Annotated in this window: 12 protein-coding genes; 8 read left to right on the forward strand and 4 right to left on the reverse strand. The window is 56.2% G+C overall.

Annotated features, from left to right (window positions below; genetic code table 11):
- Window positions 1–100: 100 nt before the first annotated feature.
- The 8 genes from queE to nadC all read left to right on the forward strand — a co-directional run bounded on the left by queE (window position 101) and on the right by nadC (window position 7,662).
- Window positions 101–736 (forward strand): 7-carboxy-7-deazaguanine synthase, encoded by a 636-nt coding sequence (gene queE, locus IEV29_RS02690; RefSeq protein ID WP_188379724.1) that lies wholly within the window; start codon window positions 101–103, stop codon window positions 734–736.
- Window positions 737–738: 2 nt separating this feature from the next.
- Complete coding sequence (queD, locus tag IEV29_RS02695) at window positions 739–1,188, forward strand: 6-carboxytetrahydropterin synthase QueD (protein WP_188379725.1); 450 nt, start codon at window positions 739–741, stop codon at window positions 1,186–1,188.
- Window positions 1,189–1,198: 10 nt separating this feature from the next.
- Window positions 1,199–1,714, forward strand: coding sequence for a tRNA adenosine(34) deaminase TadA (gene tadA, locus IEV29_RS02700; protein WP_188379726.1), 516 nt, complete (start codon window positions 1,199–1,201; stop codon window positions 1,712–1,714).
- 139 nt (window positions 1,715–1,853) lie between these two features.
- A complete protein-coding gene (locus IEV29_RS02705) occupies window positions 1,854–2,768 on the forward strand; it encodes an alpha/beta fold hydrolase (RefSeq protein ID WP_188379727.1) in 915 nt (304 codons plus the stop codon).
- A gap of 2 nt (window positions 2,769–2,770) precedes the next feature.
- Window positions 2,771–3,754 (forward strand): muramoyltetrapeptide carboxypeptidase, encoded by a 984-nt coding sequence (ldcA, locus tag IEV29_RS02710; RefSeq protein WP_188379728.1) that lies wholly within the window; start codon window positions 2,771–2,773, stop codon window positions 3,752–3,754.
- Window positions 3,755–3,838: 84 nt separating this feature from the next.
- Entirely contained in the window at window positions 3,839–5,440 is a 1,602-nt protein-coding gene (locus IEV29_RS02715) for an ABC-F family ATPase (RefSeq protein WP_188379729.1), read from the forward strand.
- 225 nt (window positions 5,441–5,665) lie between these two features.
- Window positions 5,666–6,805: a quinolinate synthase NadA gene (gene nadA / locus IEV29_RS02720; protein WP_188379730.1), complete on the forward strand. Its 1,140-nt coding sequence runs from the start codon at window positions 5,666–5,668 to the stop codon at window positions 6,803–6,805.
- The gene (gene nadC, locus IEV29_RS02725; protein WP_188379731.1) at window positions 6,802–7,662 is read left to right on the forward strand and encodes a carboxylating nicotinate-nucleotide diphosphorylase; all 861 of its coding nucleotides are present in this window, start codon (window positions 6,802–6,804) and stop codon (window positions 7,660–7,662) included. Before nadA ends, nadC begins: the two co-directional genes overlap by 4 nt.
- A 68-nt stretch (window positions 7,663–7,730) precedes the next feature.
- On the opposite strand, the gene nadB is transcribed toward nadC, so the two are convergent.
- The 4 genes from nadB to purT all read right to left on the reverse strand — a co-directional run bounded on the left by nadB (window position 7,731) and on the right by purT (window position 13,744).
- The gene (gene nadB / locus IEV29_RS02730) at window positions 7,731–9,332 is read right to left on the reverse strand and encodes an L-aspartate oxidase (RefSeq protein ID WP_188379732.1); all 1,602 of its coding nucleotides are present in this window, start codon (window positions 9,330–9,332) and stop codon (window positions 7,731–7,733) included.
- Window positions 9,333–9,471: 139 nt separating this feature from the next.
- Window positions 9,472–9,870, reverse strand: coding sequence for a GFA family protein (locus IEV29_RS02735; protein WP_229726189.1), 399 nt, complete (start codon window positions 9,868–9,870; stop codon window positions 9,472–9,474).
- The gene (locus tag IEV29_RS02740) at window positions 9,867–12,524 is read right to left on the reverse strand and encodes a putative bifunctional diguanylate cyclase/phosphodiesterase (protein ID WP_188379733.1); all 2,658 of its coding nucleotides are present in this window, start codon (window positions 12,522–12,524) and stop codon (window positions 9,867–9,869) included. The genes IEV29_RS02735 and IEV29_RS02740 overlap by 4 nt, the downstream gene beginning before the upstream one ends.
- Window positions 12,524–13,744 (reverse strand): formate-dependent phosphoribosylglycinamide formyltransferase, encoded by a 1,221-nt coding sequence (gene purT, locus IEV29_RS02745; RefSeq protein ID WP_188379734.1) that lies wholly within the window; start codon window positions 13,742–13,744, stop codon window positions 12,524–12,526. Before purT ends, IEV29_RS02740 begins: the two co-directional genes overlap by 1 nt.
- Between the last annotated feature and the right edge of the window lie 157 nt (window positions 13,745–13,901).

The following is a 13,901-nucleotide window of genomic DNA, read 5'->3' on the forward strand; positions in this document are numbered from 1 at the left end:
GGCTGATTTATAATAGCGGCCCGCAAACGCGCATCGGTTCGGATGCTTGCGCGTAATCCTTCCGGCACATCCTGCCGGCCTCACTTGATCGGCGACCATTTTGACTTACAGCGTAAAAGAGATGTTTTACACGCTCCAGGGAGAAGGTGCGCACGCCGGTCGCCCCGCCGTGTTTTGCCGTTTTGCCGGCTGTAACCTGTGGACGGGGCGTGAAAGCGATCGGGCCAATGCAATTTGCCAGTTCTGCGATACCGATTTTGTCGGTACGGATGGCGAGGGCGGCGGCAAGTTTGCCGATGCGGTGCAACTGGCAGCAACCATCAATGCCTTGTGGCCGACTACGTACACGGCAAGCAAGTATGTCGTCTTCACCGGTGGCGAACCCTTGTTGCAGCTCGATGCGTCATTGATCGATGCCATGCATGCGGCCGGTTTTGCCATTGCGATTGAGACCAACGGTACCTTGCCTGTGCCGTCAGGCGTGGATTGGGTCTGTGTCAGTCCCAAGATGGGATCGGAACTGGTCGTGAAAAAGGGCAGTGAAATCAAGGTCGTGATTCCGCAGAATCAGCAGTCACTGGCTGCTTACGAGAATCTGGATTTTGAGCACTTTTTCGTGCAACCCATGGATGGCCCACTGGCCGAACAGAATACCCGGATGGCGATCGATGTCTGCAAGCGCAATCCAAAATGGAAACTGAGTTTGCAGACGCATAAACTTTTACAGATACCCTGATCATGCTGACCATTACCCGCAAGCTGGAATTCGATGCCGGCCACCGCATTCCTGACCACAAGAGCCAGTGCCGCAATCTGCACGGTCATCGCTACACGCTCGAAATCACGCTGATCGGTGATGTAATCGATGTCGAAGGCAGCTCGGACAACGGCATGATCATGGATTTTTCCGACATCAAGACGCTGGCCAACGAACATCTGGTGAATGTCTGGGATCATTCCTTCCTCGTTTACGAGAAGGACACCAAGGTGCGCGAATTTCTCGAGAGCATTCCTGGTCACAAGACCGTGGTCATCACCCGTATCCCGACAGTGGAAAATCTCGCACAGACCGCCTTTGAAATTCTGAATGCGGCATACACCGATCGTTATGGAACCGGTCTGCGTCTGCACAAGCTGGTGCTGCACGAAACGCCGAATTGCTGGGCCGAAATCACGGCGGACAGCTAGTCACTATTCCATGACAGACGCGTTTTCGCCAGAGGATGTACGGGACCTGATCTTCATGCGTCAGGCGCTCGATCAGGCGCGCAATGCGTGGGCATTGGGTGAGGTGCCGGTCGGTGCATTGGTTGTCAGGGATGGCGAAGTCATCGCGACCGGCTTCAATCAACCAATCGGCAATCACGATCCGACCGCACACGCCGAAATCATGGCGCTGCGCGCTGCGGCAACCATTCTCGGCAATTATCGTCTGCCCGGTTGCGAACTGTATGTCACGCTGGAGCCATGTGCCATGTGTTCCGGCGCCATGCTGCATGCCCGCCTGTCGCGGGTGATCTACGGTGCGGCCGATCCCAAGACGGGTGCCTGCGGTTCGATCGTCAATCTGTTCGAACAGAATCAGCTTAATCACCAGACCCGGCTGACCAGCGGTGTGCTGGCGGAGGAGTGCGGTGATTTGCTGCGCGAGTTCTTTGCCGAGCGACGTCGTCAGGCGCAAGCCTTGCGCAAGATGACGCCTTCCACGCAGTAAATGTGGTACTGACGCAGGCGCGTGCGTCACGCATCTCGATTTTCATGCACGGCGATGGTATCTTGTGATTGCAACGGGTCGCGCTGTCACGCAGTCTTTCCTATCCGGTCCGTCTGCATCAATTTGAGAAAGACCTGCTTTGCCGATTCTCCACGTAAACGATCTTGATCTCTGGTACGACACACAGGGCGACCCCAGTCATCCCGCGATTCTTTTGATCGTCGGTCTCGGCATGCAAGCCGTGTCATGGCCGGAGTCCTTCTGCAACGAGCTTGTGCAGCGCGGTTTCTATCTGATCCGTTTCGACAATCGTGATAACGGCCTGTCTACCAAACTCCATCATCTGGGCAAGCCCAATACCTTGCTCGCGGTGCTCAAGCTGGCCTTCCGCATGAAACTCAAGGCGGGCTATACGCTGGACGACATGGCGTCCGATGCAGTGGGTGTGCTTGATGCGCTTGGTATCAGCAAGGCACATATCGTTGGCGCCTCGATGGGCGGCATGATCGCGCAGATTGTCGCCGCGCGTTACCCGGAACGCACCCTGAGCCTGACCTCCATCATGTCTACCAGTGGCCGTCGTGGCCTGCCCGGACCGACGCGTGCGGCGCGTAAGGTATTGTTCGGTACGCCGCCTGATCCGCTCAATCACGAAGGCGTGATCCAGCATTTTGTGCGTACGATGCAGGTAATCGGTAGCCCCGCCTATCCGACGCCTGCCGAGCATTTGCGTGAGCGGGTGGAACGCACCGTCAAACGCAGTCTCGATCCGACTGCGACCACGCGACAATTATTGGCGATCGGCGCATCCGGTGATCGGGTAGCGTTGCTGCAGACGATCAAGGCGCCAACTCTGGTAATTCATGGTACGTCTGATCCGCTGGTGCCGATTGCCGGAGGGCGTGATGTGGCACGACTGGTGCCGCATGCCGTCCTGCACGAGATCGAAGGAATGGGGCATGACATGCCGGATCAGTTGAATCCGCAGCTCGCTGCTCTGATCGGCGAACATTGTCATCAGCAGGAAGAAAGCCTGGCAAAGGTTCCGGCATGAACATGAGTGCGACGGAATCGGCCAATAATGCCTTGAATCAGCGTATCCGCACCGAGTTGCTTGACGCTGAATGTCAGCCGCCTTGCATTGCCATTGTTTCGCCCAGCGGCTATGCGCCGAATCCGGATGCTGTGACGCGCGGTATTGCAACCTTGCAGGCGCAAGGATGTCAGGTCCGCAATCTGACCGATCCGGTTTATCGTCATCATCGTTTCGGTGCCAGGGATGATCAGCGGATTGCGCAGTTGTACGCGGCAGCGCAGGATCCGGATGTCGACATTGTGATGGCATTGCGCGGTGGCTACGGTCTGACGCGACTGTTACCCGATCTGGATTTCTCCCTGCTGGCGCGCAGCGGCAAATTGTTTGTCGGGCATAGCGACTTTACGGCATTGCAAATGGGATTGCTGGCCACGCAAGGGCACGTGACCTTTTCTGCGCCGATGTTGTGTGACGACTTTGTGCGGGAAGAACTCAGAGCCTTTTCTCTGACCGATTTCTGGCAATGCCTGAGCCATTCACAGCATGTCGTGCGCGGGACTGCAACAGGCAATCCGGAAGTTGATCTGCACGGAACACTGTGGGGCGGCAATCTGGCGATGCTGACCCATCTGGTCGGCTCGCCATGGTTGCCGCAAATCGATGGCGGCATTCTGTTCGTTGAGGACGTCAACGAGCATCCCTACCGCGTTGAGCGCATGTTGCTGCAATTGCTGCATGCGGGTGTGCTGCAGAAACAGAAGGCGTTGATTCTTGGCGATTTTTCCGGCTACAAACTGACCGATTACGACAACGGTTACGACTTTGAGCAGATGCTGCTCTGGTTGCGCCAGCAGGTTCCTATCCCTATTTTGAGCGGTCTACCGATCGGCCATGGCCGCGACAAGGTTACCTTGCCGGTGGGTGCGCCGGCGCATCTGTATGCGCTGAACGGTCATTTTTCACTGACGGTCAGCGACTATCCGCATTTGCCTGTATCTGCCTGACGCCGCAGGCCGGCTTTGGGCTGGCTGGGGCGGGTGGTAGAATAGCAGGCTGTCAATTTTCATTTCCGCAAAGGCTTTTCCCAAGTGTTATCTACTGCCAACATCACGATGCAGTTCGGCCCCAAGCCGCTGTTTGAAAATATCTCTGTCAAATTCGGTGAAGGCAACCGGTACGGTTTGATCGGTGCCAATGGTTGCGGCAAATCCACGTTCATGAAAATTCTGGGCGGCGACCTGGATCCGACTGCTGGCAACGTGAGTCTCGATCCGGGCGAACGCCTCGGCAAGCTGCGTCAGGATCAGTTCGCTTACGAAGAAATGCGCGTGCTGGACGTCGTGATGATGGGGCACGTCGAGATGTGGGCAGCGATGTCCGAGCGCGATGCGATCTATGCCAATCCGGAAGCGACCGACGACGATTACATGAAGGCAGCCGATCTGGAAGCCAAGTTTGCCGAGTACGACGGTTATACCGCCGAGGCGCGTGCCGGCGAACTGTTGCTGGGCGTCGGTGTGCCGATCGAACAGCATCAAGGCCCGATGAGCAACGTTGCTCCTGGCTGGAAGTTGCGCGTATTGCTGGCGCAGGCATTGTTCTCCAATCCGGACATCCTGCTGCTCGACGAACCGACCAACAATCTGGACATCAATACGATTCGCTGGCTCGAAGAAGTCTTGAACCAGCGCAACTCGACGATGATCATCATTTCCCACGATCGTCACTTCCTGAATCAGGTATGCACGCACATGGCCGACATGGACTACGGCACGCTGAAAGTCTATCCGGGCAACTACGATGACTACATGCTGGCATCGTCGCAGGCGCGGGCACAACAACTGGCAAACAATGCCAAGGCCAAGGAAAAGGTCGCCGAACTGCAGGACTTCGTGCGTCGCTTCTCGGCCAACAAGTCCAAGGCGCGTCAGGCAACCTCGCGTGCTAAGCAGATCGAAAAGATCAAGGTGGAGGACGTCAAGCCGTCCAGCCGTCAGAATCCGTTCGTGCGCTTTGAAGGCGAGAAGAAGTTGCATCGTCTGGCCGTGGAAACCGAAAACATCGCCAAAACTTACGACCGCAAGATTTTCGACCGTTTCAGCATCATGGTCGAAGCAGGTGAGCGCATTGCGATCATTGGTGCCAACGGTGCCGGTAAGACGACCTTGCTGCGTTGCATCGGCGGCAATGACATTACGGGGCTGGAAGCCGATAGTGGCACCGTCAAATGGGCAGAGAATGCCAATGTCGGCTACATGCCGCAGGATCCGACCGAGGAATTCGCCAAAGGCGAGACGCTGACCGACTGGATGGGGCAGTGGACGCAGGAAGGCGATGACGACCAGGCCGTGCGTTCGATTCTGGGCCGTTTGCTGTTCTCCGGTGATGACGTCAAGAAGTCAGTCAAGGTCCTGTCCGGTGGCGAGAAAGGCCGCATGATGTACGGCAAGCTGATGCTGGGCCGTCACAACGTGCTGTTACTCGATGAACCGACCAACCATATGGATATGGAGTCCATCGAATCGTTGAACATTGCGCTTGAAAAATATGCAGGCACGCTGATTTTCGTTTCGCACGATCGCGAATTCGTATCGTCGCTGGCCAATCGCATTCTCGAAGTCAAGGATGGCGAAGTGATCGACTTCCAAGGCACGTACGAAGAGTATCTGACCAGCCAGGGTATCGAGTAATTTGCGTTTCCGCTCGTGGCAACAACACACTGGCCGCCGCGAGCGAACGTTGCCGTCTTGTTATCAGGATGTTCGATCGTCTCTTGTATCCGTCGCGATCACCGTCCTATGCGATTGGCGCTACAATTTGCGATCCGAATAGGCACTTTTTGATCCGAGTACGGATGCTTTGTTTTCTTGCAATCACCATCGATTGCCATCTAACGTTCAACCTAACGACCAGCCATGCAGAATCAGCCAATCAAGACCGTTGAATTCGAACGTCCCATCATGGAAAGTGGCACCAGTTGTGTCGCCCATGCATGGGCCAAAATCCCGATGTCGCCATCGCCGGAAGAGAAAGCCGAGCTCAAGGCGCGCATCAAGCGCTTGCTGAAAGAGCGCGAAGCCGTTCTCGTTGCGCATTATTACGTCGATGCGGACTTGCAGGATCTGGCGGAAGAAACCGGTGGCTGCGTGTCCGACTCGCTCGAGATGGCGCGCTTTGGTCGCGATCATCCGGCCAAGACGCTCGTCGTGGCCGGCGTCAAGTTCATGGGCGAGACCGCGAAGATTCTGAGCCCGGAGAAAACCATTCTGATGCCCGACCTGGATGCGACCTGTTCGCTTGATCTGGGTTGCCCGGTAGATGAGTTTTCAGCCTTCTGTGATGCGCATCCCGATCGTGTGGTCGTGGTGTATGCAAATACCAGTGCGGCGGTCAAGGCACGCGCGGACTGGATGGTGACGTCATCCATCGGTCTGAAGATCGTCGAACATCTGCATGCGCAAGGGAAAAAAATCCTGTGGGCACCGGACAAGCATCTGGGCAGCTATATCCAGAAGCAGACGGGTGCAGACATGCTGCTGTGGCAAGGTTCTTGTCTGGTGCATGACGAGTTCAAGGCCGTCGAGCTGGAACTGTTGAAGCGGGAGCACCCGCAAGCCAAGGTGCTCGTGCATCCGGAATCGCCTGCGGCCGTGGTAGCGCTGGCCGATGCGATCGGCTCGACCTCGCAACTGATTCACGCCGCGCAAACGATGGATGCGCCTGAGTTCATCGTCGCCACCGATAACGGCATCCTACACAAGATGAAGGCCGCTGCACCTGGCAAGATCTTCATCGATGCGCCGACTGCAGGTAATGCAGCAACCTGCAAGAGTTGCGCACATTGCCCATGGATGGCGATGAACGCATTGCAGAATCTTGCGGATGTATTGGAAACCGGCAAGAACGAAGTACACGTCGATCCGGAAATTGGTCGCAAGGCGACTGTCTGCATCGACCGCATGCTGGACTTTGCGGCGGCAAAAAAAGCCAATGTGCGTCCTTCGTCCGATCTGGCCAAGGAACAACAACTCTTTTCAGGAATCGGCCCCGCATGAGTCTGCTGCGCAATCCATACGCCCCATTCGATGACGATCTGCGACAGGCTTTCGAAGCCAATATCGCTGCTGCGCTGGCAGAAGACATTGGCACTGGTGACGTGACTGGCAAGCTGGTACCGGAGCACATGATGAAGGCGCGCGTGATCGTGCGCGAGCAAGCGGTATTGTGCGGTGCGCCGTGGTTTGAAGCCGTCATGAAGCAGCTGGATGCGCGTATCGTGCTGACCTGGCGTTATGCCGAAGGTGATCTGATGAAGGCCGATAGAGAGGTCTGCGAGATTGAAGCTCCTGCGCGTGCCTTGCTCACGGCAGAGCGTACGGCACTCAATTTCATGCAGTTGCTGTCTGGCGTTGCGACTGCCACGCGTCGCTATGTGGAAATTGTGGCAGGCACAAAGGCATCGATTCTTGATACGCGCAAAACCCTGCCGGGCCTGCGCCTGGCGCAGAAATATGCGGTCCGTGTCGGTGGCGGACAGAACCAGCGTCTGGCACTGTATGACGGTATCCTGATCAAGGAAAACCATATTGCGGCAGCGGGTGGCGTCCGTGCAGCCATGCATCTGGCGCAATCGCTGAATGCTGGTGTCAGTATCCAGATCGAGGTCGAAACCCTGGCGCAACTGGATGAGGCACTGGAAGCCGGCGCAAAATCGATCCTGCTCGATAACTTCTCGTTTGCCATGATGCGTGATGCGGTCGAGCGCACGGCAGGACGTGCCTTGCTGGAAGCGTCGGGCAATGTGAATGCGACGACAGTACGCACGATTGCAGAAACAGGCGTGGATCGTATTTCGATTGGTTCACTGACCAAGGATGTCAAGGCAACGGACTATTCACTGCGCATTATTTAAGTCGTTCGTTCTTTCATAAACAAAAAAGCCGCTTTTGACAGCGGCTTTTTTGTTTGACTCGGTAGCGGTCAGTCTGGAGAAAGCACGCTTGGCAGTGCTTTGGGCAAGGTCTCCGGATAGTCGCGGCTGTAATGCAGGCCGCGGCTTTCCCGGCGTGACAGTGCACTGTTGACGATGAGCGACGCGACTTCCACCAGATTGCGCAACTCCAGCAAGTCGGGCGTGATGCGGAAGTTGGCATAATACTCGTCGATCTCTTCCTTGAGCAGGCGGATACGATGCTGGGCGCGTTGCAGGCGTTTTGTCGTACGCACGATGCCGACGTAATTCCACATGAAGCGGCGCAGCTCTTCCCAGTTATTGGCGATGATGACCTCTTCATCCGCATCGGTCACGCGGCTTTCATCCCATGCCGGCAAGGCAGGTACTTTCTGCTTTGGTTGTTCTGCAATGTAGTGGGCAGCGGCACGGCCAAGTACCAGACATTCCAGCAGGGAATTGCTCGCCAGGCGATTGGCACCATGCAAACCGGTACAGGTCGCTTCACCAACGGCATACAAGCCGGGCAGGTCGGTGCGGCCTGACAAGTCGGTAATGATGCCGCCGCAGGTGTAGTGCGCAGCCGGCACGACCGGAATCGGTTGCGTGGTGATGTCGATGCCGAGCTCAAGGCAGCGCGCCATGATGGTCGGGAAATGTTCTTTCAAGAACGCCGGTGACTTGTCGCTGATATCCAGATCGACATAGTCGAGACCACGTTTTTTCATTTCGGCATCGATGGCACGCGCCACGATGTCACGTGGTGCCAGTTCGGCACGTTCATCATGCGATGGCATGAAACGCTTGCCCGCATGCTTGCCGGCAGATTGCGGCAGCTTGAGTACGCCACCTTCGCCACGTACTGCTTCGGTAATCAGGAAAGACTTGGCATAAGGGTGATACAGGCAGGTTGGATGGAACTGGATGAATTCCATGTTCGCAATACGGCAACCCGCACGCCATGCCATGGCGATCCCGTCGCCAGTGGCCGTGTCGGGATTGGTCGTGTAGAGATAGACCTTGCCGGCACCACCGGTCGCCAGCACGGTATGTTCGGCTGAAATGGTCAGTACCTTACCGCTCTTGACATCCTGGACATAGACACCCAGGCAACGAGGCGAGGATTTCTTTCCCTTGCTTTCGAGTGCATCGGATGTAATCACGTCGATGGCATAGTGATGTTCCATCAGCGTGATGTTGGGATGATTGCGAACTTTCTGTTCCAGCGTCACTTGCACGGCGTGACCGGTCGCATCGGCCGCATGAATGATGCGTCGCTGGCTATGACCGCCTTCGCGCGTCAGGTGAAATCCCAGTTCTGCGGTGGCATCCGGCGTGAATGGCACGCCTTGTGCAATCAGCCATTCAATGGCGGCGCGCCCGTTTTCGACGATGAAACGGGTGGCTGCCTCATCGCACAAACCGCCACCGGCCACCAACGTGTCCTGCACATGGTCATCGACGCTGTCATTGGAGTCGAGTACTGCGGCGATACCGCCTTGCGCCCAGCTGCTGGCGCCATCCAGCAGCGTGCGTTTGGAAATGACAGCGACCTTGCGCGTCTCGGCCAGATGAAGGGCAACCGACAAACCTGCCAGTCCGCTGCCAATAATCGCGACATCAAATTTCATAGATCAATTCGATTGAAAAATCGGTAAAAAGCCAGCCCATGACTATATTCCATTTGCTGCTGATTGGTACAGAAACTGCGCTAGCGACATGGGCATGCCTTTTTGGGCAGGAACGGGCGTGACGATGCGAGTATGACAATCAGGAGGCGGGTTGATCCAGCCAGCAAACCTTGCTTGCCAGATGCACGTGTTTTGCTTTGTATGATGTAAACGGCATATCCAGCGTTGCCAGGGTGAATGAAACCCAGTCCGGATAATCGCTGCTGCCATGCCATTCAATATTCGCGCCGCAGACACTGCAAAATTTGCGGGTCACCCTGTTGGAAGAGCGAAATGACGTTAAACGATCTTCCCCAGACAAATAGCGAAAGTCTGGCTTGGGTACGCTGGCATAGGTGGCGAAGGCGGCACCGTGCTGTTTCTGGCACATGGTGCAGTGACAGTGTGTTACGGCCTTGGGACGGCTGCTGATCTGGTAAGTTACAGCACCACACAGACAACTGCCTTGTAAACAGTCAATCACCGATGCGTTGCTCATCGAGCTGCCGGCGATGCAAGCGGAAAGACATGGCTGTTGCGAATCATGGCCTCCGCTTCGTCGGTCGAAAGTGGTGGCGAGAACAGGTATCCCTGACCGAGATTGCATCCGGTCTTTTGCAGTTCCTGAATTTGCAGAAGCGTTTCCACACCTTCGGCGACCGTTTCCAGATTCAGGGTCTTCGCCAATGCCATCATCAGGTGAATAATTTCGCGATCACTATGACTGGTGCCCAGTCCTTGTACAAACGCCTTGTCGATCTTGAGAATATCGATGGGCAGACGCTGCAGATACGCCAGTGACGAATAGCCCGTACCAAAATCATCCAGCGCCAGACGCAGGCCAAGCCGTTTCAGCATGGAAAGCGTTTCCATGGTTTGCATCGGATTCGCCATGGCCGACGTCTCGGTCAGTTCCAGCTCAATCGAGCTCGGGATGACCTGACTGGACTCCAGAATCTCGCGTACCTGACTGAAAAAAGTGGTTTGGAGCAGCTGGCGCATCGAGACGTTGATGGCCACCGTCAGATTACCGATGTGCGTATAACGATGTTGCCATGTCGCGAGCTGACGGCAAGCCTTTTCCATTGCCCAGATCCCGATCGGCACCATCATGCCGGAAGCTTCGGCAATCGGGATGAAGTCGGCGGGTGAAATCTTGCCGTATTCGGGGCTATCCCAGCGCATCAGCACTTCAAAACCCTTGATCTTGCCATCCGAAAGCGACACTTTGGGTTGATAGACGAGCGAAAGTTCGTTGCGTTCAAGTGCAAAGCGCAAGGCGACATCCATGCGGGCATGCCGTGTCAGCTTGATCTGCATGGCCGCATCATAAATCTCGGCGCGATTGCGTCCATGGTCCTTGGCCTGATACATGGCGGCATCGGCATCGCGAATCAGATCGGCCGGCGTCTGGTGCTCTTCGGTCAGTTGCGCGATGCCGATACTGGTCTGAATCTTGACGGATACGTCATCGATGATCAGACGTTCGGAAATCGCCTGCATGACTTTGTTGGCCTTGACCGCGGCTTCCGCCAGCGAGGCATTGGTCAGGATCGCAAATTCGTTACCGCCGAAGCGTGCGACAAAATCCTTGGCAGGCAGGGCGTCGACGATACGCTTGCTGATTTCGATCAGGCACTTGTCGCCGAAATCATGGCCATGCGTATCGTTGAGGCTTTTAAAGAAATCAAGATCGAGAAACAGCAATGTCAGGCTGGCCTGACGCTGGCGGCTGGCAACGATGGCCGAGTCCAGCGTGTTGACCAGGTAACGGCGATTGGGCAGTTCGGTCAGGATGTCATGCATGGCCTGATACTCGATCTGCAACTCATCCTGCTTGCGTTTGGTGACATCCTGCGACACACCCAGCACGCCAACTGTCTTGCCTTTTGCGTCCAGCAAAGGATATTTGCTGGTATGGAACCAGCGATCCAGATCCTTGCGCCAGAAACCGCGCGCTTCAATGTCTTGAAGGGGCTTGCCGGAGCGGATGACTTGTTCATCCTGTTCGCGGATTTCATCGGCGATATCCAGTGCCTTCATTTCTTCGCCGGGATCGGCCATTTGCAGGCACAGATCGTAGGCTGTCTTGCCGCGCAGATCGGCTTCGCTGGCGTAGCCAAAACGTTGCTGGAAGCTTTGGTTGCTGACCGTGAATCGACCATCCGTATCTTTCGCGTAGATCATCGACGGGTTGAGATCAAGCACTGCCCGCAGCATGGCTGTTTCCTGCTGCAGTTTGACTTCCACGCTTCGGCGCAACGTGACGTCCTCGATGCTGAAGATCAGACCACCGATCGCCGAATCGTGCAGCATGTTATAGCCGCGTGTTTCGAGCGATACCCAATGCCCGTCACGATGCTGGATACGATGACGCGAAAAAATCTCGCTATGCGGTGTGTCGCGCAGGAAATGCATCTTGCTCCGATGCTCGTCGACATCGTCCGGATGCATCGCGGGGCGAATACCTTTCTCGGTCAGGTCTTCCAGACTGTATCCGATGACTTCCTGCAACGCCGGATTGGCAAACTGAATGCGGAAAGCCTTGTCGGTGATGATGAACACATGGCGCGTGACGCGCACAATGGTGTTGAAGCGACGTTCATTGGTGCGCACCTGATCAAGCGCGATCCGGTTCAGATGCAAGGTGCGTGACAGCAAAAGGGACAGGCAGCCGATCGACAGCGTTGCAAAAAGATCGGGGCCCCATGCTTCGATGGTGGCGTCCACGCCGCCATTGAGTGCATAGCCAATACCCGCGACGATCATGATCGCCACGCTGGCGATACGCGTGTTGAGAACAAGAGGGAAAACGCCCGCGATGGCGATCAGCCATGGCATCGGACTGGCGGGAAATTCATCCAGCAGAGAGAACACGATGATCGCCGAGGTGACCGTCGTCATCTCGAGCAGCACAAATGGCGTCCGTAACAGCAGGCTGGTACGCAGCCAGAAATAGCGGATGAAGGCCAGTACCACCATCAGCGAAACGGCCAGTACCGCACCGGTTCCCAATTGGGAGAGTCCAAGCTGATTGGACAGCATCAGCAGGACGATATGCAGCAGCAGGGTTGCATGCAGCAAAAGGGCTGCGATACGAAAGATATCGCTGCCGGCGTAGACAGCGAGCGTACGGAGTGACTCCGTTCTCATCAATCGGCTACCGGCCGGACGCAGCCTGCCGCCTGACGGGCGCGTGCCCGCGCTGTTTCAACATCCGGGCCGGTCGCAAGCGCAACACCCATACGACGGCGGGCAAATGACTCAGGTTTGCCAAACAGCCGAATATCGACAGTGTCGATGTTGAATGCATCGGCAAGACCTTCAAACGCGATGGGCTTGCCTTCATGCTGACCATAGATCACGGCAGAAGCGCCCGGCGTCTTCAGTACCGTATTGACCGGCAAGCCGAGAATGGCCTTGGCGTGCAGTTCAAATTCGCTCTGTTCCTGGCTGCTCATGGTGACCATGCCGGTGTCATGCGGGCGCGGGCTGACCTCGGAGAACCAGACCATATCGTCTTTTACGAACAGCTCCACGCCGAACAGGCCAAGACCACCCAGATTCTCGGTGACCTTGCGCGCGATGTCGTGTGCCTTGGCCAGCGCGCCGGCAGGCATCGCTTGCGGTTGCCACGATTCCACATAGTCGCCATTGACTTGCAGATGGCCGATCGGCTCACAGAAATGCGTTTGCACCTTGCCGTCCTTGCCAAGCGCACGCACAGTCAATAGCGTGATTTCATAGTCGAAATCGATGAAGCCTTCCACGATGACGCGACCGGCGTCAACGCGTCCGCCAGCTGCCGCGGTTTCCCATGCCGATTCGACTTCTTCCAGTGCCTTGACCTTGGACTGACCTTTGCCGGAAGAGGACATGACCGGTTTGACCATGCAGGGGAAGCCGACTTCGGTACAGCCGACCTGCAGTTCTTCCAGATTGTCGGCGAATCGGTAAGGCGAGGTTGGCACGCCCAGTGTCTCTGCGGCAAGACGGCGAATGCCTTCACGATCCATCGTCAGCCAGGTTGCTCGTGCGGTCGGAACGACACGGGCACTGCCTGCTTCTTCCAGTTCAACCAGTGTTGCTGTTGCCAGTGCCTCGATTTCCGGCACGATCAGATCCGGTTTTTCCTGATTGATCAGCGCGGCCAATTGCACGCCGTCGGTCATGTCAATGACGTAGCTGCGATGCGCAACCTGATGACCAGGCGCATTGGCATAGCGATCGACGGCAATGACCTCGATGCCAAGGCGTTGCAAGGCGATGATGACTTCCTTGCCCAGTTCCCCCGATCCCAGCAGCATGACTTTGGTTGCCAATGGAGAAAGCGGGGTACCGATGCGAAGGGGCGTGCTGTTACGTGTATTCATAGAGATAAAAGTAGGCTCTGCAGATGGCAGATGTTGACGACCCGACAATACCAAATTGTGACTGATTTGGACAGCCCAAATCAGGGCAGATTCTTCGGACAGATTTGAAATCTGGAAAAGAATGCCTCGATTACTTGGTGGAAAAGCAAAAAAGGCT

The organism is Oxalicibacterium faecigallinarum (genome assembly GCF_014635705.1).
Taxonomy (GTDB): domain Bacteria; phylum Pseudomonadota; class Gammaproteobacteria; order Burkholderiales; family Burkholderiaceae_D; genus Oxalicibacterium; species Oxalicibacterium faecigallinarum.